At 36.6% G+C, this 25,745-nt stretch carries 20 protein-coding genes; 12 read left to right on the plus strand and 8 right to left on the minus strand.

What is annotated here, in order from left to right:
* Nucleotides 1-133: 133 nt before the first annotated feature.
* From B5X53_RS00745 to B5X53_RS00760, 4 genes are read right to left on the minus strand one after another with little or no spacing between them, the layout of a single operon-like run.
* Nucleotides 134-1,375 (minus strand): NAD(P)/FAD-dependent oxidoreductase, encoded by a 1,242-nt coding sequence (locus B5X53_RS00745; protein ID WP_079711313.1) that lies wholly within the window; start codon nt 1,373-1,375, stop codon nt 134-136.
* A gap of 10 nt (nt 1,376-1,385) precedes the next feature.
* Nucleotides 1,386-2,387 (minus strand): 4-hydroxyproline epimerase, encoded by a 1,002-nt coding sequence (locus B5X53_RS00750; protein ID WP_079711314.1) that lies wholly within the window; start codon nt 2,385-2,387, stop codon nt 1,386-1,388.
* A gap of 6 nt (nt 2,388-2,393) precedes the next feature.
* Nucleotides 2,394-3,962 carry an aldehyde dehydrogenase (NADP(+)) gene (locus B5X53_RS00755; protein WP_079711315.1) on the minus strand — a complete coding sequence of 523 codons (1,569 nt, stop codon included), beginning with the start codon at nt 3,960-3,962 and terminating at the stop codon, nt 2,394-2,396.
* A gap of 17 nt (nt 3,963-3,979) precedes the next feature.
* Nucleotides 3,980-4,897, minus strand: coding sequence for a dihydrodipicolinate synthase family protein (locus B5X53_RS00760; protein WP_079711316.1), 918 nt, complete (start codon nt 4,895-4,897; stop codon nt 3,980-3,982).
* Nucleotides 4,898-5,032: 135 nt separating this feature from the next.
* On the opposite strand from B5X53_RS00760, the gene B5X53_RS00765 reads away from it, so the two are divergent.
* Both B5X53_RS00765 and B5X53_RS00770 read left to right on the plus strand, forming a co-directional pair.
* Nucleotides 5,033-5,875 (plus strand): AraC family transcriptional regulator, encoded by an 843-nt coding sequence (locus B5X53_RS00765; RefSeq protein WP_079711317.1) that lies wholly within the window; start codon nt 5,033-5,035, stop codon nt 5,873-5,875.
* Between the two features lie 142 nt (nt 5,876-6,017).
* Complete coding sequence (locus tag B5X53_RS00770; protein ID WP_079711707.1) at nt 6,018-7,877, plus strand: DUF4859 domain-containing protein; 1,860 nt, start codon at nt 6,018-6,020, stop codon at nt 7,875-7,877.
* A gap of 389 nt (nt 7,878-8,266) precedes the next feature.
* On the opposite strand, the gene B5X53_RS00780 is transcribed toward B5X53_RS00770, so the two are convergent.
* The 4 genes from B5X53_RS00780 to B5X53_RS00795 form a co-directional block, all read right to left on the minus strand.
* Entirely contained in the window at nt 8,267-10,516 is a 2,250-nt protein-coding gene (locus B5X53_RS00780) for a S9 family peptidase (RefSeq protein ID WP_079711319.1), read from the minus strand.
* A gap of 114 nt (nt 10,517-10,630) precedes the next feature.
* Nucleotides 10,631-13,753 (minus strand): beta-galactosidase, LacZ type, encoded by a 3,123-nt coding sequence (locus B5X53_RS00785; protein ID WP_079711320.1) that lies wholly within the window; start codon nt 13,751-13,753, stop codon nt 10,631-10,633.
* A gap of 15 nt (nt 13,754-13,768) precedes the next feature.
* Nucleotides 13,769-15,157 carry an aminopeptidase P family protein gene (locus B5X53_RS00790; RefSeq protein ID WP_079711321.1) on the minus strand — a complete coding sequence of 463 codons (1,389 nt, stop codon included), beginning with the start codon at nt 15,155-15,157 and terminating at the stop codon, nt 13,769-13,771.
* Complete coding sequence (locus B5X53_RS00795) at nt 15,158-16,834, minus strand: M1 family metallopeptidase (RefSeq protein ID WP_079711322.1); 1,677 nt, start codon at nt 16,832-16,834, stop codon at nt 15,158-15,160.
* Between the two features lie 665 nt (nt 16,835-17,499).
* Here B5X53_RS00795 and B5X53_RS00800 point away from each other — a divergent pair.
* From B5X53_RS00800 to B5X53_RS18975, 10 genes are all read left to right on the plus strand, one after another.
* Nucleotides 17,500-17,709 carry a hypothetical protein gene (locus B5X53_RS00800; protein WP_079711323.1) on the plus strand — a complete coding sequence of 70 codons (210 nt, stop codon included), beginning with the start codon at nt 17,500-17,502 and terminating at the stop codon, nt 17,707-17,709.
* A gap of 77 nt (nt 17,710-17,786) precedes the next feature.
* Nucleotides 17,787-19,109 (plus strand): hypothetical protein, encoded by a 1,323-nt coding sequence (locus B5X53_RS00805; RefSeq protein WP_079711324.1) that lies wholly within the window; start codon nt 17,787-17,789, stop codon nt 19,107-19,109.
* 163 nt (nt 19,110-19,272) lie between these two features.
* A complete protein-coding gene (locus tag B5X53_RS00810; RefSeq protein WP_079711325.1) occupies nt 19,273-19,512 on the plus strand; it encodes a hypothetical protein in 240 nt (79 codons plus the stop codon).
* A gap of 57 nt (nt 19,513-19,569) precedes the next feature.
* On the plus strand, nt 19,570-19,734 hold the full coding sequence (locus tag B5X53_RS19570) for an alpha/beta fold hydrolase (RefSeq protein WP_143533227.1): 165 nt from the start codon (nt 19,570-19,572) through the stop codon (nt 19,732-19,734).
* A gap of 589 nt (nt 19,735-20,323) precedes the next feature.
* Nucleotides 20,324-20,884: a Crp/Fnr family transcriptional regulator gene (locus tag B5X53_RS00815; protein WP_079711326.1), complete on the plus strand. Its 561-nt coding sequence runs from the start codon at nt 20,324-20,326 to the stop codon at nt 20,882-20,884.
* A gap of 74 nt (nt 20,885-20,958) precedes the next feature.
* Entirely contained in the window at nt 20,959-21,384 is a 426-nt protein-coding gene (locus B5X53_RS00820) for a GNAT family N-acetyltransferase (protein WP_079711327.1), read from the plus strand.
* 40 nt (nt 21,385-21,424) lie between these two features.
* The gene (locus B5X53_RS00825) at nt 21,425-21,946 is read left to right on the plus strand and encodes a GNAT family N-acetyltransferase (RefSeq protein ID WP_079711708.1); all 522 of its coding nucleotides are present in this window, start codon (nt 21,425-21,427) and stop codon (nt 21,944-21,946) included.
* 660 nt (nt 21,947-22,606) lie between these two features.
* Nucleotides 22,607-23,458, plus strand: a complete 852-nt coding sequence (locus B5X53_RS00830; RefSeq protein WP_079711709.1) for a toprim domain-containing protein — start codon at nt 22,607-22,609, stop codon at nt 23,456-23,458.
* 1,097 nt (nt 23,459-24,555) lie between these two features.
* A complete protein-coding gene (locus tag B5X53_RS00835) occupies nt 24,556-25,401 on the plus strand; it encodes a M57 family metalloprotease (RefSeq protein ID WP_079711328.1) in 846 nt (281 codons plus the stop codon).
* Nucleotides 25,402-25,526: 125 nt separating this feature from the next.
* A complete protein-coding gene (locus B5X53_RS18975) occupies nt 25,527-25,703 on the plus strand; it encodes a hypothetical protein (RefSeq protein ID WP_157822061.1) in 177 nt (58 codons plus the stop codon).
* The last annotated feature ends 42 nt before the right edge of the window (nt 25,704-25,745 follow it).

Here is a 25,745-nt window from a genome sequence, read left to right on the forward strand (position 1 = left end):
GTTAGCAGTAGAGAATATCAAACGCTTAGTTTTCTATTCCTTATTTGTAAACTTACAATTAGTCTTATACAAGACTTAACATAAAGTTAGCGACAATTAATACTATCTTAACACATCAAGAGTCATTAAGTTTTTAAAAGCGTTCTAATTTAAATGGATCTATAGATACAGAGGTTTTGCGGTTACCCACAATTTCTGAAATTAATTTTCCGGTTACGGGGCCCAAACTCCACCCCATCATAGCATGACCGGCAGCGACACTAAGGTTACTATATTTCGAGGACTTTCCAATAAAGGGTAAGCCATCCGGAGATACTGGTCTTAAGCCGCTTGTAGCTAATTTTTTTTCTTCTTCAGTTATTGTTAAATCTTTGTAAAAATGAGATGCTGCATTTGCTATGGTTTCCACCCTGTTAGCCTGGATATTGGAATTATTTCCCGAAAACTCCATAGTTCCTGCAAATCGTGTAAAGTTTTGCATGGGTGTCACGGCTACTTTGGCCTCAGTTAATATAGCTGGTAATTTAATATTAGTTTTTCTTAAAACATCCATACTGTAGCCCTTCCCAGGCTGAATAGGGATATGCAAACCCAACTGTTTTGTCATTTCAGAAGTCCAACTACCGGTAGCAATCAAAAATTCATCTGCCTCAATACTTTCAGCTTCAGTTACTATAGCTTCTACTCTATTCCCTTCTGTTTTAAAACCGGTGACATTCTTTTCCAATATAAAATTGGCCCCATTATCTGCTAACCATTTCTTTAGATTTTTCATAAATATATAAGGCGTGCTATGGGTATCGCATAAATAGTGTACCCCCCCTATAATATCCTCTTTCAAGCCTGGTTCGATTACTTTAATAGCTTCTTTATCCAATACAGAGACCTCTAATCCCAATTCTTTCCCTCTCTCTGCCAATTTTAGTTCGTGATCCTGGTTCTTCGCAGTTTTATAAACCATTAGCAAACCCTTCTTTTCCATATGAAAGTCAAAATCGAGGGTCTCCAACATTTCCGTATAGAGATCCCGGCTTTTCAGGTTTAATTCAACTAACACTGGAATTGCCTTCTCTACGTTTTTTCTTGTTGAAGACTTTTTAAAATACCAGGCCCATTTAAAAAATTCCATATCCCATCGGGGTTTAATATAGAAAGGACTGGAACTATTAAACATCCATTTAATGCCCTGGGTAATCATCCCGGGTTCTGCAATAGGTATAAAATGGCTTGGTGTAACATAACCAGCATTAATAAAAGAAGCGCCCCCCGTAATATCTCCTTTATCAATAATAGTCACATTATAACCTTCTTTTATTAAGTAGTATGCTGAACATAAACCTGTAATGCCGCCGCCAATAATTGCAACTTTTTTCATGTTCTAAATATTAAAGTACCTGAAACCCATGGGCATAGGGATCATCATCATCGATCACTATATTATTATAGCCTGTTACCATTGCCCATCCTTCTATACTGGGGATAATTGATTTAATTCCAGCCAATTCTGTTTCCTCTTCTATCCTACCAATAAACCTGCTTCCAATTATACTTTCATGGATAAATTCATCACCCATTTTTAATTTACCTTTTGCATACCACTGGGCCATTCTCGCTGATGTACCTGTTCCACAAGGAGAACGGTCAATTGCTTTATCGCCATAAAAAACTGCATTTCTAGCGGTGGAATTTACATTAATTACAGAACCTGTCCACTGGATATGACTTAGTCCATTAATCGTTGGATCTTCAGGGTGCACGAAGCTATGTTCGGCATTCAAATTATTACGAAGTTCCCGGCTCCAGGTTATCAATTCACTTGCCTGGTAATGTTCAAGTCCTTTAAAGTTATCCTGTACTTCTACAATAGCATAAAAATTTCCACCATAGGAAACATCCACGATTAAATCGCCCAGATCACAGGAGTTTACGGTGATATTCTCTTTAGCCAGGTAAGATTTAATATTGACAATTTTAACCGATTTTACTTTTTTTCCTTCCTGCTTATAAGTTACCTTTACGAGGCCAGCCGGTGTTTCCAGGCGTAGGATACCTGGTTTTTTCGGTGTCACCAGGCCTTCTTCAATTGCAACGGTTACAGTACCAATGGTACCGTGTCCACACATGGGCAAACAGCCACTAGTTTCAATAAAAAGAATGCCACAATCGTTTTGGGGATCTGATGGGGGGAACAAAATGCTCCCACTCATCATATCATGGCCCCTGGGTTCAAACATCAAACCCCTCCTGATCCAATCATATTCTCGCATAAAGGTTTGCCTCTTTTCACTCATAGTTTTTCCTTCAATAAAAGGACCACCACCAGCTACTACCCTCACAGGGTTCCCACAGGTATGGGCATCCACACAAAAAAAAGTTTTTCTTGCCATTAATTTCTATAAGCTATCTGTTGTATATTTTCCATTAATATTTCTCAAAATCCCAAGTGGATTTTTATCCTTTAGAGCGTCAGGCAGTAATTCATCCGGCCAATCCTGGTACGAAATCGGACGCACCCAGCGTTGTACAGCGGTCAATCCAACTGAGGTGAATTTGGCGTTTGAAGTAGCCGGAAATGGTCCACCATGAGTCATCGCCGCGCACACTTCAACTCCTGTAGGTACACTGTTGTAAATAATCCGACCTACAGTAGCTGTAAGGGAATCAATAACACCCTTATAATCCTGAAGTTCTTTTTGATCGGAATTTAATACTGTTCCTGTGAGCTGGCCTTCCAATTGCTGGAGCACCTCGTTTAATTGTTCTTTATTCTTACATTTTACTATTACTGAAAAAGGACCAAAGACCTCTTTATGAAAATTGGTATTCTCAAGAAAGGTTTCCCCTGTAACAGAAATTACTTCCTGCCTTCCAAAGTTAGGCTGGATCTCACCAACGTATTTCCCTACCGGGTTATACCCTTCCTGAGATAATACACCAGATTTTGAGGTTTCATATTGCCCCTGGATTCCAGGGCTTAACATAACATCTGGAGCAATATTTGCTAGATTCTCTCCTAAGTTTTCAATAAAATGGTCCAAGCTAGGACTCTCTATGCCAAGGATTAACCCTGGATTAGTACAAAATTGACCACATCCAGCTGTAATAGATCCTGCATACTGCTCAGCCCACTCCTCACCTTTCTCTTCTAGAGAGGACGGCAAAGCGACTACAGGGTTAACGCTTCCCATTTCCGCAAAAACCGGGATGGGTTCTGGGCGTGCTGCAGCTAATTTTGAAAGCGCGGTACCTGCTTTGTAACTACCGGTAAAACCTACCGCTTTAATTTTGGGGTGTTTTACCAGCCACTCTCCTACTTCAATTCCTTTACTGTTAAGGTTGGAAAAGACACCATCAGGCATCCCCGTTTTCTTAGCAGCTTGAATTATCGCCTGAGAAACCAATTCTCCGGTACCCGCATGTAAAGGATGGGATTTTACTACTACGGGAGAGCCAGATGCTAATGCACTGGCAGTATCCCCACCGGCAGTTGAAAAAGCAAAGGGAAAGTTACTAGCTCCAAACACAGCTACCGGCCCATAAGGAACCTGCATTCTTCGAATATCTGGTTTTCCTTCTGGATTACTGATAATTGCTTCAACCCAACTACCTTCCTTTAGCATTTCTGCAAAGGCTCTTAACTGCCCAGTGGTCCTGGCGAACTCTCCATTCGACCTTCCTTCTGGAAGGCCAGATTCTTCCCTGTATATCGCTTTGAGTGCTTCACCATTTGCTTCTAATGCTGATGCTATTGCTTCAAGAAATTTAGCAACCTCACTATTAGTTTTATTCTTATATAACTCAAATGCCTGGCTAGCCTTCTCCACTGCAAGATTCACTTCCTCTTTAGAAGCTTCAAAAAAAGTTGGACTGGTTTCCTTATTTTCTCTTGGATTAAAAGTTCTAAACTTTATATCTCCGTTATCGGAAAGCTCTTCTCCTATATAATTTTTTCCTGTAATCATGCTTTCTTTTTTTTGGTTTATAATGATTTATAATCTACTAGGGTAGGTCTTTTTGCCATAGCATCGTCGATAATGGTCAAAACACGTTTGCGCTCTGCACCTTCAAGTTGTAATCTTGGAGCTCTTACATTTTCAGTTCCCAGTCCCGTGGCTACTTCGGCCAGCTTTATATTTTGTACCAACTGGGGAGAAATATCAAGTTCCAAAAGCGGCATGAACCAACTGTAAATCTTCAAAGCTTCCTTTAATTCCCCTGCCTTAACCAACTTGTAAATGGCTACTGTTTCTTCGGGGTATGCCGCCACTAAGCCTGCAACCCATCCATCAGCCCCTGAGACCATACTTTCTAATGCCAGGGTGTCAACTCCACATAAAACTTTTAGGCGGTCACCAAACTTGTTTTTAAGGCGTATAACATTACTTATATCACGTGTTGATTCCTTTACCGCCTCTATATTATCACATTCAGCCAGTAGTTCTTCAAACATTTCAAGACTAACTTCAATCTTATAATCCACCGGGTTATTGTAAATCATAATTGGCAAGGAAGTGCTTTTCGCTATTTCTTTTAAATACACTACCGTTTCACGGTCGGTAGCTTTATATCGCATTGGAGGTAAAAGCATGAGTCCTTGTGCCCCCCAGGCAAATGCATCTTGTGCAACCTGGATAGCGTCTTTTGTGGATTGTTCAGCTATGTTTATAATCACAGGAACTTTTCCATTAACAACTTCTAATGTTTTTTTCACCAAGTTCTCTTTTTCTTTAGGAGTTAGCGTACTGGCTTCTCCAAGTGTTCCACCTAAGATGATTCCGCTTACACCGGCTTCCAGTTGTGCGTTAATATTTTTTTCAAACGTATTTAAATCTAACTCATCATTCTCGTCAAATTTAGTCGTTACTGCGGGCATTACCCCTTCCCATTTAATTGCCATAATAATATATTTTAAAAACAAAAATAAATCGATTAATCATCTTAACATTTGTAGTCATTAACCAAACCTGATACTATATTAACATATAAATTGACTTATTGAATTTTTTTTAATAATATTTACAAAAAAATAAGTGTGAAAGTATTACCCTTCAAAATTCCGAAGCCTGAAAAAGAAGCGCTGGTATATCAGGAAGACCATGAAATAGTCTTCTACAATAAGCTTCATCAACATGAGGAAATACAGATTAGCTATATCATGGAAGGGAGTGGTTCATTAATAGTTGGAGACAGTATTAATGAATACCAACCCCACGATATATTGGTTATTGGGGAGAACATACCACACGTATTCCGTAGTGATGCAAAAGCCCATCCCAAATCAGTGATGTATACTTTATTTTTCACTAAGAAATCTTTTGGAAAAGATTTTTTTAATATCACAGATTTAACAGGAGTTCAAAAATTTTTTGATGAATCTGAATATGGAATGAAAATAAAAGCAAATGAAGATAATTACATTCTTTTTAACCAGCTTAAACATCAAAATAAAATTGAACGGATTGCCTCTCTTCTTTACCTATTGAACGGATTGATTTCCTCAGAGAAAAATCCTCTTTCCTCTTTTGTTTACAGGAAAAAGTATACCGAAGATGAAGGCAAAAGAATGAATGATGTTTTTCAATATGCGATGGATAATTTCCAGGAATGCATATCCCTGGATGATATTGCAGATATTGCTTTTATGAGTAAAAATGCATTTTGTCGTTATTTTAAAAAAAGAACGAATAAAACATTCTTCCAGTTTCTAATCGAAATTCGAATAGAGCATGCCTGTAAATTGCTTTATAAAGATCACGACCTATCTATTTCAGTAATTTCCGAATTATGTGGTTTTCAGAATATCGCTAATTTTAACCGGAAGTTTAAAGAATTAAAAGGAATAACCCCTTCGCAATACCGACACCAGACCGAATAAATCTAAACAATTAGACTGGTAACTCCCCTTCATTTACCTAACATGGTAATTTAATCTTAGAATAAGAATATATAGTAGGAGCTTAAGTCTCTAACTATTTTTAATATTGATTAGTTATTTAACTAAATTTATATTAAATCTTATGCGTTTAACCAAAAATACTCTATTATTTTTCTTTTTATATACTTTTGTCTCAGGTTGTTCCTCTGATGATTCATTTGTTGAAAATGATGATGACAAGGAAAATTCCGAAGAAGAAAATAACGAAATTGATCCTGAAGGTGACCTTAAAATCTACATCCCAAATGAATTTAGGGATATGGATTTTGATGATAATGCCAGTACGTGGAGTTATAACAGGAGTCAGGAATCTGAACATTTTATTGTTTTTTGGGGTGCGGAATATGGCGACGAAAACCCTGGGTCTGAAAATATTCCTGAACAATTCCGCGTAGATATTGATGACCTTTTAGAAAAGTCAGAATTATTCTACGATTTAAATATCGTAGAGTTAAAGTTTGCTGAAGTTGGAACCGGAAATTCCAAGCTTGACGAATATAAAATGATGATTTTCCTATTTCATCAGGAGGAATGGCTGGCAACCGGAGCTGGATACGATGATACCATCGGCGCACTATGGGTAAGCCCCAACACTTGTCAACCTGTTGGCCATACTATTGCACACGAGATTGGACATAGTTTTCAATACCAGGTTTATTCTGACTTACAGAATGGCCACGGATTTCGTTACGGTTTTGGGGGAAACGGCGGAAATTCATTTTGGGAACAAACAGCTCAGTGGCAGGCATTTCAAGCCTATCCAGATCAGGTGTTTACTGCGCATGATTTTGATGTATATATTCAGAATTATAACACGCATATTCATCACGAAAATTATCGCTATGCCAGTTATTTTATTCATTATTACTGGACGTCCCTGCATGGTAAAGATTTCATAGGCCGTTTATGGAAAGAAGCCGAAGAACCGGAAGACCCTATAGAAGTTTATATGAGGCTTACCGGAATTCGTGCGGAACAACTTAACGATGAAATTTATGATGCAGCTACCAAGCTTACAACATGGGATATAGATGAGTTGCGAGAATTGGGGGAAGAATATATAGGGAATCATAAATATGGATATACCAGTCTCGAAGACGGCAGCCATATGGTAAGTCCAGAGTTCGCTCCGCAAACAACTGGGTATAACGTTATCCCCTTAAATGTTCCTAAGGCAGGTACTGAAATTACAGTCGATTTTACCGGTTTACCAAATCAAACGGGTTTTAATACAGTAGATGCGTCGATTGCAGGATGGAGATATGGATTTGTAGCATTACGGGAAGATGGAACCAGAGTATACGGTGAAATGAATCAGGGAACAACTGCAGAAGTTAACTTTCTCATTCCAGAGGATTGTACTAATTTATGGTTTGTGGTAACTGGTGCACCAACAGAATATTCGGCTCACGCCTGGGATGATGACAATAGCAATGATGATGAATGGCCTTATAGCGTTGCATTTTCCGAAACTAATATTCTTGGCGTAGTAGATTTTCCTGAAGACGCAGAACGGGAAGATTTAACCCTTACTTACGATATTTCTTTCCCTGTAAATACAGAAGCCTATACTGGAGGCACCGTTAACATTGACGCTAATGCTATTGCTAATTCTTTCTTGTTACAGCCCAATGAAATTACCCAGCAAATAGGAAATGATATTCAGTTTTATGCTGTAGAGAGTTCTGGAAACCTGAACAATAATAAAACAGCTAATGGCTACGGATATTGGTTTGATGCTTCAGGAGATGTAATTAACTGGGGAGACCAAGCCGTTATTTTTTCAGAATTTGATGAATCAAATTTTAGCTTTAATGTAGGACAGTATCCCGGCCACTCCATTACAGGAGATTCTTATACCATAAAGCAGGCACTGGTATATGAATATGAACCCGGCAACTCTGTACAGGCCACTATAATTTTAAATATAACATTGGAATAGGACTACATGTTCTTTTATTATTAAAAACTTTCCTGGAGAAATTCAAAATTTCTCTAAGAAACAAATCTATAGTGGTAGTAGTTAAATGAGTATTTTACCCCTATGCATTTTGATATTTCTTTCAATTTTCCCCATACCAAAAGGGTAAAACCAAAAAATTCCATGTATTCCCTATGAGGTCTGGCGTAATAACGAGGTTATTCCTCAGAATTTCCATGTTAGGAAAAACCATATTTATATGCAGGTGTTTCATTATCATAATTAACGGGTACTTTCCCGGCTTATTCCTGAATCCATTTCTTTCGGCGAATTCAGTTTCAACACCTTTATCGCGTTTTAAGCAGATAAAAATTCCAAAAAACAAACACGTAAGAATAATTTTAAAATGCTTATTTAAGTCCGTTATGTTTTAAAAAGTAGTTGGTTATTAAAGTATACAAATGCAACGAAGTATTTTCACCTTCATAAATCCCATGTGAACGATTTGGATAAGCCATCATATCAAATTGCTTATTATTCCTTATCAATTCATTCACCAGGTATTCCATATTCTGATAATGAACATTATCGTCCCCGGTTCCGTGGATTAGCAGTAAATTTCCCTCCAAATTTTTCGCGTAGCTAGCTGGAGAACCTTCAATAAATTTCTCTTTATCCTCACTAGGTAGCCCCATATAACGTTCCTGGTAAATATTATCATAAAATAATTGGTTGGCAACACCGGCTACCGCAACTCCTGTTTGATAAACTTCAGGATAACGAAATAATAAATTCTGGGTCATAGATCCTCCTCCACTCCATCCCCATACGTTAACGCGAGTTTTATCTAAAAAAGCATAAGTCTCCAATACTTTTTGTGCAGCCAATGCCTGGTCATTGGTATTTATTATTCCCACCTTTTGATAAATACTTTTTCTCCATTGGCTTCCTTTTAAAGTTGGGGTGCCGCGGTTATCCATACTAATTACTACGAAGCCTTGTTGCGCCATAAAAATCTCGTACAAACCAACCCATTGGTCTGTTGCCACCACGCCCCAGGGTTCCCCATAGACATGGAATAGAACCGGGTATTTTTTTGAAGCATCAAAGTTCATAGGCTTGGTCATCCTTCCATCCATTTCAATACCTTCTTCGGTAGTCATCTTAAAGAAAGTAGTTTCAGGTAAAACCAGAGTCTTAAGTTTAACTTTTAAATGCTTATTAGCCACTAACTCCTTAATCGTTTTATGCTTTGGAAGATTCACTAGACTTACGCTATTTGGCGTATTAACATTGGTGAATTTATGAATGGCAAATTTGCCGTTTGGAGAAACATCATAAGTATTTACCCCTTCAAATTCTGGCGGAGAAATCCTTGTTAGCTTCCCGCCACCATTTAGTGGAACACTATATAAATAGCGCTGGGTAGCATTATCAGGAGAAGCTACTATGTATAGATTTTTACCATCGGTATGGTAATATGCAGCCACATCATATTCTCCCGGGGTTAAGAGTGTTTTCTTTCCTGTTTCCAGATTAATTTTATATATATGCCGCCATCCATCATTTTCTGTCATTCGTAAAAAACTTTTTCCATTCTCGACGATTAACTGGTTATTTTTACCCCATTGGTTCGAAGAAATGTCAGGATACCTTAGATCTACCCAGGTATCCTCAGTTTCGGTGTAAACTTTATTTAAATCAGAAGAAGAGGGTTTATAAGTATATATAGTTAGTTCGTTCTGTTTCCTATTCATCTGCTGGATAAGCAATAGGTCGTCATTTACCCATTGCATAGCCGGTAAATAATGCTGAACCGGATCTCCAGGGACGGGGATCCATTTCACCTCGGAAGTCTTCGGGTTGATCAAGCCTACTTTTGCCGAAGATGGGTCAAATCCGGCTTTGGGATATTGTACGGGAATTGGTTCGGAATAAACTGAATCCGTATTATTGATCATATAAAAAGTACCGATCTCGGAAGCATCGAGTTGCCAAAATGCAATTCTTGAGCCATCAGGGCTCCACTTAAAACCATCCCGCATTCCAAATTCCTCCTCGTAAACCCAATCAAAAGTACCGTTAATGATATCTCCAGTCCCATCTTTGGTTAGTTGTGTCACCTCCCCGGTCTGAAAATTCTCCTTATAAATATTGAAGTCCTGGACATAAGCCACAAACTTATTGTCTTCAGAAAATTTAGCAAACATTAAAGTGGAAGAAGGGAATCCCTTCCCTAATTGCTTTAGTTTTTGGGTATCAAAATCATACACCCAAAAGTCCCCTTTGGTATTAGAACGCCATACACGGCTGGAATTCGTGAAAATCATTACTTTACTCCCATCGGGGGACAATGAAAAATCTTCAATACTTAGATTTTCCCCGTTTACGATCAATTCATCTTCGGAAAGATAGAGGCTGATTTTATAATTCTTACTATCATATTTCATAAGTTCATCCATGCCAGCTTCACTTTTTTCGATAGTTACGAAGGCATCTCCCTTTTCAATCCAGGAGATAGGACGTTGATAATCACTTTTGAATTCACCAGAAGCGTAAATACGTTCCAGGCTTAGTAGAGAATCATTTTGCTGGGCAACCAGTGAAAATGGAATAAATAATAAAAATATAATTAGTTGGGGAGTTAACTTATTTTTCATTTATACAAATTTATAAGTGATGGCTTATTTTATATGCTGACGAATCATAGTTTTTTTAAGAAGAAACTATGTCAATACCAGTCTATTTTTATTTCTTCTTAAAAGTGTCATCAACTACTTAACAACAGGTTTTATATAATAACTGTAACTGTAATCTTGTGGTTTTAGCTGGTACTTCTCATAGGTTTCTGCCCCCCAACTGTTATCACCACCAACACCCATTTGCTTGTAATCGATATTTAGGTGAATTTGATCTCGAGGTATAATATCTGTAGTGTGTCGCTGTGCTTTTTTTACCCCGGGATCAAATTCTGAAGTCGGATTACGAAGGGCACTGAAAGAAACTTCCGGGATACCTATAAACTCGATTCCACTTCCTGAAGCATCGATTAATTTTATCCAGCGATTATCTGTGCGGTAAGCATTTTCCTGTGGACGTATGTAGGGTACATACAAGTCATCCACATCAGACTCATAAACTCCTAAAAAAGCCGAAACTTTACGGTCCCAGTAATTTTCATGTGGACCACGACCATACCACTTCACATTCTTAAAGTCTAAAGGAAGTATCATCGAATTCCCAAACTTTGGCAGGGAGGTTAATTTCCCTGTATCACCATCAAATTCGAATTGATTATTAACCTTTATTGTTCCGTCAGCATAAATATTATAGTCGATATTCATTGTTGAAGAAACCGAATCTAATTGATAACTCGTTTTTACTTCAACCCCATCTTCAGTTTGATCCACTTTAAACTTCAATAATTTTGGATTTTGAGTATCTGATTTCCAGGCATTTGACCTTTTTGGAAAATTATTCCCAAAATCATTATCTGTAGGTGCACGCCAGAAATCAGGTTGTGGTCCTTTTTTAATTAAGGTTTTTCCTTTAAAAGTATAAGCTGAAAGAACTCCCGTTTCATTATCGAATTTCACTTCCAGACTATCATTACTAATCACAAATTGAGATTTTTCTTTTTTTGTTTTCAATTCTCCTGAATCAACATCTAAAGCTACCTCTTTCCGCTCCTGAAGCACTATTTGCTTTCTGGCAACCGCATGTCCTTCCGGAACCATGTTTTTTGCTTCTTTGGTTTTAAAATAGAAATTGATGAAATATTCGGAATCTTCATTCTCCAGGTCTAATTCATATTGGTTAGTTGTTTCTTGTTGGGGACCTAAATTAAAATTTTCATTTCCCGACTTAATCAACTGCCCATCTTCAAAAAGCTCATAACTCATTTCGTAATTCTCCAGATTGGTAAAAAAGAAACGATTTTTAACCACAAACGTGAATTTTATTCCTTGAGACTCTTTTAAGGAAACGTCAATATCCTGATAAATATCTTTCACCTCGTAAAGGGCTGGATGGGGTGTTCTGTCAGGATTTACTAAACCGTTGATTACAAAATTTCCATCGTTCCGGTAATGATCTGGTCCAAAATCGCCACCGTAAGCCCAGTATTCATTCCCATTCTCATCTTCTTTTAACAAACCTTGATCTACCCAGTCCCAAATAAATCCACCCTGAACTTGGGGATGCTCATATACAAAATTCCAAAGATCTACCAGGTTTCCGGTACTATTGCCCATACCGTGCGCATATTCACACCAAATAAAGGGTCGTTCTGGATATTTATCCAGATAACTGTTTTTGATAAAATCCAGGCTTGCGTACATCCAAGGAATAATATCGGTATGCGGTTCTTTAAAATTTTCACCGCGTTCAGCACGCTCATATTGTACAGGTCTGCTGGGATCATTCTTTTTTAACCACTTATAATTTTTAATAAAAGCCGGCCCGTCTCCTGCTTCATTCCCCATAGACCAAATGATTACCGAAGGGTGGTTTTTATTGGTCTGCATCATACGGTTAATACGATCGTGGTGCATCGGTTCAAATTCTGGCTTATTGGCAGGGGTTTTATCTTCATCATAACCAAACCCATGACTTTCCAGGTTCGCCTCATCAACCATATAAATCCCGTATTCATCACAGAGTTCATACCAGTATGGATCGGCCGGATAATGCGAATTTCGAACCGCATTAATATTATATTGTTTAAAAAGTTTGATATCCTCACGCATTGATTCCTTAGAAATTACGTGTCCGGTATGTTGATCGTGCTCATGTCGGTTTACGCCTTTGAGTAAAATTGGTTTACCATTTACCAAAAGCTGGCCTCCCTTTATTTCTGAAGTTCTAAAACCAATTTTAGTGGAAGTAGCCATTACCGTTTCACCTTTTTCCTTGATTGATAGACTTATATGGTAAAGGTTTGGCGTTTCAGCGGTCCAGTGTTTAATATTTAATTCTGAAGCCTCGAATCTAAGGGTATCATCTTCCGCATTTTTAACCTCTTTTTTTATTTCTGAAATTAGTTCATTACCATCCCAGAGTTTTATATCCAACTGGAGTTTACTTTTACGTTTTTCAGCATCGATTACCACGTAACCTTCTAAGATTCCTTTGTCATAAACTTTATCCAAAGTAGGTGTTACAAAAAAGTCCTGAATTCGATTTTCAGGAGTAGTAAAAAGATATACATCGCGCTCTATTCCACTCAATCTCCAAAAATCCTGATCTTCCAAATAACTTGCAGAAGACCAACGATATACTTCTACGGAAATACTGTTTTCTCCTTCCTGCAAATAATCCGTGATGTTAAATTCTGCCGGGGTTTTTGTACCTTCTTTGTAACCAACTTTTTCCCCATTAATCCAAACATAGAATGCACTATTAACTGCTCCAAAATGAATAAAAACGTCCTTCTTTCTCCAATCTGAAGGCAGAATAAAAGTTCTTTTATAGGATCCCACAGGATTATAGGTGTTATCCACAAAAGGCGGATCAATATCAAAAGTAAAACCTGCACTTACATACAGCGGAAAATCATAACCTTGCAATTGCCAGTCTCCGGGAACCTGGATATCGTCCCAATCGGAAATATTATAATCAGTTTTGTGAAAATCCTGGGGTCTATTTTCTGGTACTTCAGCAAAATTAAACTTCCAGGTTCCATTCAAACTTTTGTAATTCCCAGATTTTTTATAATCCCCACCTAGTGCTTCTTTTTCTGAATTGTAATAATGGAAACTTGCCCTTGGTTCTTCAGTGTTTACAGATAATATGTCCAGGCGCTGCCATTCTGGGAGTTCCTGTGTAATTCCTGAAAAGGAAAATGCCAGGATTAAAAGGCTAAAATGGAAATATCTAAAAGAGGAAAAGTGGGTCATATTATTTTCGATATTTTAAGCATTTTTAAGCTCTTCTATTTCTTCTATTGTTTTGGCTAAGGGATCCCCTAATAATTCTTTTCCTCCACTGGTTATTAAAAAATCTTCTTCCACCCTCATTCCCCCAAACGTTTTAAACTTTTCTACCTCATCGTAATTCACGAAAGCCGTATATTTCCCTTTCGCTTTCCATGAGTCTATAAGGAAGGGGTTAAAGTAGATTCCTGGCTCTACCGTAAGTACATTGCCAGCCTCCAGTTCCTTGCCCAATCGAAGTGATTTTAAACCAAATTCTTCGCTTTTTTTCAAGTCTTCATTATAACCCACTAATTGTTCCCCGAAATTCTCCATATCATGCACATCCAGTCCCATAAAATGTCCTAACCCGCATTGAAAGAATAATGTATGTGCCCCCGCATTTACCGCTTCTTCTGTATCACCTTTCATCAACCCCAGTCCTTTCAACCCTTCTACTATTCGAGTGCAAGCCAGTAAGTGGGCATCTTTAAATCGATATCCCGGTTTTAATGCGGCAGCAGCTGATTCGTGTGCCTCCAGAACAATGGAATAAATTTCTCGTTGGATATCGGTAAACCTTTCTGCCACGGGAAACGTCCTGGTCATATCTCCGGCATATCCCATCTCAGTCTCAGCACCACAATCGCATAAAACAATATCGCCATTTTCTACACGGGCCTGGGTGGCGTGGTTGTGAAGGTATTGCCCGTTCTTTGTTAAAATAATAGGAAAAGAAATATTCCCGCCCCCGGCAATAGCAATTGCCTGTAGCTCCCCTGCAATCTGCTTTTCAGTAACACCATGTTTGGTATTTTTAATCGCATGACGATGCATTGATGCTGTTATATTTACTGCTTTATGTAGCTCTTTTATTTCTTCGGAAGATTTAATAGAACGTTGGGCAATCACTGCTTTTACAAATTCAATAGAATAATTTCTTCCTATTGTAGATACTGGAAAGCCTAAGAGTTCACTTAGTTCGATTGTCACCCTACTTCTGTAAGGCGGCAAATAATGTAAGGTTTGTCCATTTTGTTTTGCTTTCTGAATAACATCCTTCACTTTGGAGGTTGGTTGCACCTCCTTAATACCACATTTTTCAGCTTGGTTAGCCAGGGGTTCACTGGCTCCTACCCATACCATATCTTCAGGAGTCAAATCATCCCCGAAAAGTATTTCTTTTCCTTCATCGAGATCAATTATGACGTATAAATCAGGAAGGTTTATTCCAAAATAATAAAGGAAGCTACTGTCCTGTCGAAATGGATACCAATTATCCTTATAATTCATACCTGTTTCCTTATTTCCGGGAAAAATCAGGATTCCAGATTTCATTTTTTTCTTTAAGGCTTCTCGTCTCGTAGTATATGTTGTTGTTGAAAACATCTATTCTTCCATTTGTTTAACTAATTCTACATCTATATAATACTTGTGTTCTATTCTCCATGGGGTAAAAAGATATTGGCTCCTGTTTTGAACATCCACACTTTGCCACTCTGTAGATGGAATAATTTTAATTCGTTCCTGCGTACCTTTTAGAACTAATGGTAGATTGAAACCCTCTAAACAGTTCGTATACCTGTAAAACATTTTATTATTGGGAGCATCTACATAGAGTTGTAAGACGGGGATATCAGTGGTCGTTAAATATTGGTCAAAAACTTTAGAATAATCGTAGCCCGATTTTTCAGAAATGTAGCGTTGAATTTCTATTCCATCTACGGTTTTATTATGAAAAGTCATATTCAAACCTGTGAGGATATTTTTGAAGAGTTTGTCATCATCCATACTATGTCTTATGCTATGAAGCATATTCCCACCTTTTGGATACATATCACCACTCCCTTTTGCATTTACACCATACGAAGGAATAATCGGTTCCTTATTTTGGATACCGCTCCTGGTTCCATAATTATAATCATTAGCGGCTTCCTCTCCGTAAACGTAATCCATAAATAACGTTTCACTATAATTGGTAAAACTTTCATGGATGTACATATCGGCCAGATCGTTTGTGGTAATATTATTCCCAAACCATTCGTGTCCACTTTCATGTATAATAATAAAGTCCCAGGTTAATCCAAGTCCTGTACCGGAGCCGTCATTTCCTCTGTATCCTCCTGAATAATAATTCCCGTAAGAGATATTGGATTGATGTTCCATGCCTGTGTTTGAGGTTTCCACAAGCTTAAAACCATCTTCATAAAAGGGATAGGGCCCAAACCAATATTCGAAGGCATCAAGCATATTATGCACCTCCCTAGGCATATAACTTTTGGCTTTCTCCAAATTGTAATCCAGGACCCAGTAATTTAAATCTAAATCTCCCTGTATACCTTTATATACTTCAGCGAAATTCTCATAATGTCCTATATACGGTATTATGGTATAATTACTAATGGGGTTCTCTACTCCCCACTTATAGGAAATTGTACCATCATTATGTTCAGTTTTATCTAACATGCGACCATTGGCAATGGCCATTAATTCTCCAGGCACACGCATAGTCAGCGATGCACCTCTATCCGGCTCATCACTTTGGTGGTCTTTATTTGGATACCATATAGATGCCCCAAGCCCCTGGCAGGTCACCGTCATCCAAGGTCTTCCTTTTTCATCTTCTGTAAATGTCCAGCCACCGTCCCATGGGGGACGTATGGCTTCATGGGGTTTACCGCTGAAATATATTTTCACCTCATGTTCAGATCCCATCCTTTGAGAAGGGGTTTTAACCTGGTAGACATTTCCTTGCCGGGTAAAAGCCAATGCTTGTTTTTTATCGTGAATAATACTATCAATTACCAAAGGTTTTTGCAGATCAATCTGCATTAGGTTGGGATGGTTTTCCTGGACTACCTGATAGGTTATTTTATTAAAGCCAGAAGTATATTTATTCTCAAAAGAGGGTGTAACCTCGATATCGTATCTCAGCACGTCCCACCAGGCTCTTTCGGGGGTGATACTACCTCGCAGTGTATCGGCACGGGTAAATTGTTTATCCTGTCCTAGCATTTGAAATGAAAAAAAGACAATAAGAATAAAAACGATAGAATTATGCTTCATTAAATTGATTTAAGAGAGGTATATGATCAAAGCAATAAATTTGTAAATTCTTGCTCACTTCAACAACTTTACATCCATTCTTGAGTAATATAGTATCAAAGATGGATAATGTTATATAGGTTCGGGGTAAAAAAAATCATAAACATCGGGTTTCCTTAAATGTATACCCTTGAATCACGAACCAAAGTTTATTCTTATACCTTGATATTCTAAAAAACTTGGTTTCCAAAAACATAGAAAGTATATGCTCTCTATTCAATATTTCCAGATGAAGGACAAAAAATAATTATATAATTTTTTGATCATATAAGAATTTGATGGGAGTAACCAAATATTAAATTATCACAAATTCAAGCCTGTTTATGCGGCTACCAGGCCATTTGACGCAAATTCCTACAAAACCCAAACTGAAAAAAATTTTAAAGCACTAAAAATAATGCTTTAAAAAATGTAACTCCGCTTTACCCGGCATCCTCTTGCTACTCATTTTTGCTCGTCCTACATCGCAAAATGCAAGTATTAAGAAATAATAATTTCACAATACCAAAGAGGGGATCTGTGTTGATTAGGCCTGTAGGTCGAAAAATCCTGAGATAATTAAAACAAATATTATGTAACAAAAAGTAAGCGTTTATTACTTATATCCTCAAAATGTATTTTTAGCGATGTATAAGATTAATGGAACCCCGCTCCTTGTTATAGGGATGATGCTTACAGCACTTGGATCCACTATTCTATCTGACCATACATTTTTACAATACATAGCCCTATTCCTGGGATTAATATTTTCCATTTTTAGTGTTTTTCTATCCGATAAGGTGAAAAAAGCAGAAATGGAAAAAGCGAAGATTCATTTAACTACCGGGAAAAATTAAATCAATGTTTCGTTCCATTTTTATAAATCAACTCATAATTCTCACCACCCGATTTTTCACAACTAAATTCCAGTCCAATGCATAAAAATATTTCTCTGTCTTTACTTCTTGTGGTTACCGTTTTATTGTCTTCCTGTCAAAAAGATGACACTATTCCTCAAACCGATTATTCTATAGAATCCGATACTTCTTTTGAGGTAATAAGCCAGCATTCCAATGGATGGATCAAAGAAGCCCAGTATAATAATATTCATTTAGAGGAAACTGTGCCTCAAAATGAATTTGAATATTATGAAAACGGTTATATAAAATCGGCGAAAGTATATTCCAGCTATCCGCAACAACATTTATATATGGAAGTAAACCGCAGCGAAGACAATAAGCCCCTCGGGTCTAAATACTACACTCCTGAAGGAGATGTTTGGTTTGAAACTGTATATCAAAGTGGGCTGCCTTCAACAAAGAAGGTTTATAGCCAAAAAGGAACTGCTGTGCATTCCTACACCGATGGTGAATTGGCTACTGTGGAATTTACTTCGGCCGATAATAGCGCAACCAGTACTACTGTTTATAACAGGACCGCAGGAACCAAGAAGGTTACTATCGTCCAGGATGGAGAAACCGTACTGGAAGAGGAATATAGTAACCTGGAAAATTTTGGTAACGGAATCTTGACGGGTAACCGGGCGCCAATGGCAAACCCATTTGTTGATACCGAAGGATATTATCGTCAAATACGTTCATCTTTTTTTACCAGCACTATTTGGGAAAACAATGCAGATCCTATTGAATACCTGAAACCTTACCGAAACTATTACGGATACCACATTCCTGGTGGGGCTGAATTCGTGCCAAAATTTGCAACGGAATTTGCTGTAAGCTCAGAAGTATACCAGTCGATTATTGAGCAATATCCCGTTACCGAAGATGAAGCTTTAGTTTTAAGCTACCAGAACACTGAAGGTAGTGGCAGCTTTCTACCTCCTTTTGAAGAAAGACAGGCACTGGATAAGGAAATGGAAGAAAACCCCTCCCTTTTTGAATTGAAGTACGGAAATGAATACATCGAAGAAATACATTACGGGAAAAACATTTTTGTAATTGGGGCCTTACGTAACATGCCTACTAATGACAAAGCAGCTACAGAAATAAAAGATATTGCCCGAAAGCATATGAATGGATTGATAGACGGGGAGAACCAACTGAGCAACGAAGAAGCGGAAATATTGGATAAAGTATGGTTTGAAGTTAAGTTTTTCTCTACCCTTAAAATGCATCGTAATGGAGTGGTAATAAATTCTAATGCAGATTACAACAAAGCTGTGCAAGAAGTTATGGATGCAGAATCATCTATAATTCAGTTGGAATACATCCCGTTTGATCATATGATTTCCGATTAATTTTAAATTTGATTAGCTTAAGATGAAAGTCACTCTACAAAGGGGTGGCTTTTTTATTAGATTATAACTTAGGGTTTTATAAGCATTTAACTGTATAGAATAGATTCTATTGACTATGTAGATAGTATCTAAAACTATCGTCTTTATTGTGAAAACCATAAGTATGAAAGCATCTATAATATTTATTCTTATTTCATTTCAGGCAACATTCCTATTGGCACAGGACAGGAACTATTCAGAATGGTATTTACAACGAGAAGACGTTGAAATTTATGTAAAAGAAATCGGATCAGGAAAAAATAAATTAATTGTAATCCACGGTGGAGATGGTGCCAATCAAGATTATATGATGGACGCCATAAAAGGTTTAGATAACAAATTTCATTTTGTTTTATATGACTAAAGAGGGTCCTTATTATCCCAGACCAATAAAGAAAACCTTAGCTTTCAAAAAATATGAATGACTTGTTTTGAGTTAACCAAAGCATTGAAATTGGAAAAGGTCAAACTTTCTTGCCATTCCATGGGAACCTTGATTGGGATGGAGTTCACAAAACAACATCCTGATTTAGTAACCAACTTAGTCCTGGCAGGAGCACTTAGTCCAAAATCTAATAGTTTATAGAGCGTTTTTTCCGATCGGTACAATAGCCAAATTAATTTTCTCTCCAACAGAGAGGAAGTACTGAATAACATCCAATACTATAAAGACGAGGGAGTAGATAGTCTAAAATCTATTCATGATATTGAAAAATCAAGGTTGTCTCACAAAGAGCTAACGGAGTATTGGAGGTTAAAATTTGCAGCTGTTAATATCTATGACATAAAGAAATACAACCTGGTAAAAGGCGGCAGAGCCTATTATAATCCAGATGCTTCAATAATATCAGAGAATACTTCCATCATCAGGAAAAACCTTGGATTTCAAACATTTTTTGCCATCCGATAGGCGTCTCTCCTTTTTTGCAAAGGTCAAGACATCCTGAAATTAATTAGCCCTAATCTTTTATATAGCCTTATTAGAACAAATGAGTGCCCACACCGTTGTACAGTGAACGAAATGCATCTTACGAGTGTATACGCACCCTCGTAAAATACTTCTAGTTCTAGAATTTATGAATTTTGAATTTATCCCAGTTAAAATTCTTGTAAAAAAGTATTTTAGCTTTTAAATCAGTCATTAACTGTAATTTCTAAACTGAACTTAGCAATCCATGAATATTGAGCAAATACTCGCCAAAGTATATCCACTTTCGGAGCCCTCCCGACTTACACTCACAAAGAAAATTGTTAAAGTAAGTTTTCCCAAATATCACAGAATTTTACTAGCGGACAGGATTGAAAAACAAATCTATTTTATCAAAAAAGGAATTGCAAGAACTTTCTTTCTTATTGATGGCAATGAAATTACATTTTCATTTGGAAAAGAAGGGGATACAATTATTTCAATGGAAAGTTATATAGCTAACCAAAAAGGTTACGAAAATATCGAACTGCTAGAAGACTGTGAACTCTACAAATTAAATATAGAAAACTTGCAACAGCTATTTAATGAGAATATAGAAATTGCAAACTGGGGCAGAAAGTTCGCCGAATTACACCTTCTAAAAGCAGAAGAAAGACTTATGTCAAGACAGTTCGGGACGGCAACAGAAAGGTATAAAGAACTTTTAAAAAACTATCCACACTTAATTCAAAGGGTTCAGCTAAAGCACATCGCTTCGTATTTAGGTGTAACGCAGGTCAGTTTAAGTCGCATAAGAGCAACTATATAATACACCTCATTTTTTATCATTTGTAAAATTTTTTCTTGAAGTTGATTCAGACCTTTGTCTAAAATCCAGAAAAAATGAACACGATAATCAGAAAAGCTGTGAAAAAAGACAGTGAAAAAATTTGGGAGCTAATGAAGGAGTTAGCCATTTTCGAAAAATATTTCGACACATTTGCTATTACATGCGACATAGTAAGGAAAAATGGGTTTGAAAAAAATCCTCCAGATTTTTATTGCTTCGTAGCCGAAGAAGGACATAATATCGCCGGGATTTTAGTTTATTATTATTTACCGTTTACAGCACAAAACAGACCTGCAATTTATATGAAAGAATTGTACGTGGACGAAAATTATCGAGGTCAAAAAATTGGTGAAAGATTAATGTTTGCACTAAAAGAAGAAGCGATAAAAAATGATTGTGCTCAAATTAAATGGACGGTTGCGTCCTGGAACAAAAGTGGTCAAAAATTTTATGAAAGACTTGGAGCTCAAAAAAAATAACGATTGGCTAAATTATGAATGGAACACAGAGAATAATAAAATGCAATCTATAAAAATTAGAAAAGTAACAACCAACGATATAAATGAATTACAAGATATCGGAAGATTGACTTTTTCTGAAACTTTCGCTTCAGAAAATAGCGCAGAAAATATGGAGAGATATTTAGAGGACGGATTTTCACCAAAAAAACTAAAAGAAGAACTGACGGATAAAAATGCTGAATTTTATTTTGCTGAACTTAATCAAAATGTAATTGGATATTTAAAAGTCAATACCGGGCAATCCCAAACAGAAATTAAAGACAAGAATGCACTTGAAATTGAACGGATATACGTGTTAAAAGAATTTCACGGTAAAAAAGTTGGACAATTTCTTTACGACAAAGCAATTGAATTGGCTAAAGAAAAAAATGTAGACTATGTTTGGTTGGGTGTTTGGGAAAAAAACCAAAGAGCAATTCGATTTTATGAAAAAAACGGATTTGTAATATTTGACAAGCATATCTTTAAACTTGGAAATGATGCTCAAACCGATATTCTGATGAAACTAACCCTGAGCTAAAGCAGCTGACACTGTAAATAGACCCTTCTAAATCGATTTTAACTTATATGAAATTTTAAAACTATAATAAATACTACTTCCCAGATATCAATTTTTTATAATTCAGCTCTGGATAATCGGTAATAATTCCATCCACATTTAATTCGATCATTTTCTGAATAGCTTCTACTTCATTAACCTTCAATGGATTAGATTCATATCCGTATTTTTAATGGATTCCAAAATATACTAAACTATAATGAGGGCTATAAATTTTAGGGTGGAAATTCAGTAAATTAAGATTCTTATTTTGAACCACTCCCATCACCAGTTCTATAACTCTTCTGGTTCTATCTGATAGGCTCCGTATTTGTCTTCTGAACTTTTTAATTCAATAAATAAAATGTTTCGGACTCAAATTTTTCGGAACAATCAGGCTGGGTAAATTAAGTTTTCAGCAACAAATGATGAACTGATGACCACATAATGACTGGAATCGTCAGGGTCCCCGGGGTTTCGAGGGGGTGGTCATCGTTTCATAAAAATGGACCTGCTATTGAAAAAAAGGTTTAAATTCCTTATATTCTTTGATCATTAATGACAAATTAAGGCTGCTACAGTAATAAGAAGGGTAAAAAACCAAAACTATAACAGAACTAAAATTCACTAAAATGAATGCTGATGAAAACAGAAAAATTGAGTTGTGAAAAAGCTCGCGACATCTGCATCGTCAAATACCTCGCAAAGTTAGGACACTTTCCCAGCAGGACTTCGGAAGGAGAAGCATGGTTCTTAAGTCCCCTGCGGTCAGAAACCAAGGCCTCTTTCAAAGTTTCTAAAACACTTAACAGATGGTATGATTTCGGAATAGGAAAAGGAGGAAGCTTAATTGATCTGATATGTCATATCCAAAATTGTGAAGTTAAAGAAGCCTTACTGTTTTTAGAGCAAGATATCATCTACCCCATTTATAGTCCACCAAGGAAACAACAGTCTAAAAAAGCAAAAATTCAAATTACAAGGGTAGAACCCATAGATCATCCTGCTCTGCTCTACTATTTAAAATCACGTAAAATTCCAATAAATATAGCCAGGCTCTATTGTTACCAGGTTTGGTATGAGTGGAAAAACAAACCATATTATGCCATTGGACTCAAAAACAATTCTGGAGGCTGGGAGTTTAGAAACAAGTACTTTAAAAATTCCAGTAGCCCAAAAACCTATACAGTTATCCGAAATGATTCCGAGCAATTGGTAATTACAGAAGGTATGTTTGACTTTCTTTCCCTGGCTACTATGGATGAAGAATTAGTCCGCAATTCTGACAATATCATTTTAAATTCCCTGGCTTTTGTGGATCGTATTGAGCCTTTAATACCGAAATATGATAGTGTATTGCTTTACCTGGATAACGACTCCGCAGGTAAGAAAGCTGCTGCTAAGTTTTTAAGCCTTTATGATCATATCACCGATTGTAGTTATACTTATAAGGATCATGTAGATCTAAATGAAAATTTAATGAAAATTGAATAGCAGCAATATTTAGAAGGTCCCATTTCTAAAAGGAACAATATATCCATTTACTTCTTTCATTTGGAGTATTTCTTTGTATTGGTATATAAAAGGCTGTAGATCAGTAGGAATGAGGAAAGGCACGACTTTCAATTACTTCTAGAAGGTCATTAGCCTTTTGCTTAAATAAATCATTTGGTAAATGATTTCATTTTTTTGTAGCCAGAAAAACTAAAAATAAAACAGAAAAAAGATTTTTACACATAATCTATCCTGGCGTTCTAAAAAAATGAAAGTACAGCACTCTACTATTTAAGAGGTTAGACCCGTGTTATTAAATGTTTATTTCCGTACAAAATTAAAATATTACATGGCCTATATTTCTCTATTCTTGTTCATTATTAATGAAGAGATAATTTACGAAATATACGAGCATTTTTAAATTACTTTATACCACTCTCATACTTATATTTCGCAAATTCAAGCCTGTTTATGCACCTTCCAGCCCATTTAACGCAAATTCTTACAAAACCCAAGTCGTGAAAAATTATAACTCACTAAAAATATTTAAATATCAGAACGAAATGCTGTTTCACAATTTTAAAAATCTGTTTTAAGTCATTTACCATAATTTCAAATTCACGAGGTTCCACAATAGGCTTATTATTTTTCTTTGCATAAGCTAGATTTTCACCATTAATGTGAAAACCGTTTTTATTTCTCAACCTCGAGTATTCTTAAGCTTTTAAATAACACCAAAACCCCATAAACCTCACTGTTTATAAAGTTTTCTTTTATGATAGCAAAGAATATCATTTAAACGGGTATTAAAAATTTCCCCTTCGGTGACCTTTCTATTTATAATTAGCTGTCAAAATTGAGTATAAACGTAATCGGCTAATATTTGAGAAAGAAATTTCAATATCCCAAGTTAAGGTTAGCTATAAAATTTTAAACATAAACAAGAGTTTGAAAAATTTTTCTATCTAAAACCCTTGCTGAGACTGACTTCATTTCAGAAGTAAGGATTTTCCTTACTTTTAGTAAGGATTAATTTTCCGCTTTTTGATTCTCAAAGTTTAATTTTCAGGTCTATTAACTTTTTAATCAAACATTTTATGAAGACCCAAAAACTATTATTAGGTATCCTGGCAACAGGTGCTTTATTAACTTCCTGCCAAAAGGAAGAAACTTCAACTCCGGAGGAAACTCAAATGGAGAAAACCACACAGCAAACTAAAATTTCTAAAGAAGAACTGAAACAAATTGATAATTTGCACTTTAACACAGAGGATGCCGAGGCTATAGATTTCTTACTTCCTAACGGTGAGACTAAAAAATCGTTCCTTATTGAAGGGGACATTGTACTAGAACAAGAGCAATTAGAAAGTATGAGTTCCGCTAATGTAACCGATAAACAGTACCGAACTTACAATTTGGTTTCATCACCAAGAAACGTAAATGTTATTGGTTTTACAGGCGGTTCAGAGCAGGGATTAACCTCTAAACAACGTACTGCATTGCAGCGTGCAATTACCAATTATAATTCGCTGAATATTGGTCTTAATTTCACGCTTACTTTTGGTACAAATTATGGCTCTTATGATATTGTGGTATATCAAAATTCCAATGGCCAGGCTGGCGGGGTAGCCGGTTTCCCTAGTGGAGGAGATCCTTATAAATATGTACAAATTTTCTCTGGAATGGAAAACTACAGTACAGCAACTAACGAACACGTGATTACTCATGAGATAGGCCACTCGGTTGGTTTACGTCATACCGATTGGTATAGCCGCCAAAGCTGTGGACAAAGTGGTGAATCAGCCGGTTCTGATGGAGCTGTTCATATTCCCGGCACCCCAACCGAATTTGACTCTAACTCCATTATGCTTGCCTGTTTTAGCTCAAGCGAAAGCGGCAATTTTGGTTACTATGACGAAGTAGCCCTGGAATATCTTTATTAATGTTAGACAATTTGAAATAGTCTTAATTTGTTAGCAGAAAATGGATGTCTGCAAAGGCATCCATTTTATTATTAAACCCCGAACACACGAACGGGAAATTCTATAATTTAAAAACATAAACGATTATGAAACTTAGAGCAACTTTATTAGGAACACTTTTTTTAGCCACTTTTTTTATGTCTTGTGAGCCAGAAGCGCTACCCGAAGATCAGCCTCAAATGGAACACGAAATAATTAATATCGAAAAAACTGCTTCAGGGGATGAAAGCAACCCCATTGATGACCGGAGAAATGAAGATTAAAACAGGGAAGCTGAATCATATGCTTTTTTTGTAGTTTTGAAG

The sequence above is a fragment of the Salegentibacter salinarum genome (assembly GCF_900168115.1).
GTDB lineage: Bacteria > Bacteroidota > Bacteroidia > Flavobacteriales > Flavobacteriaceae > Salegentibacter > Salegentibacter salinarum.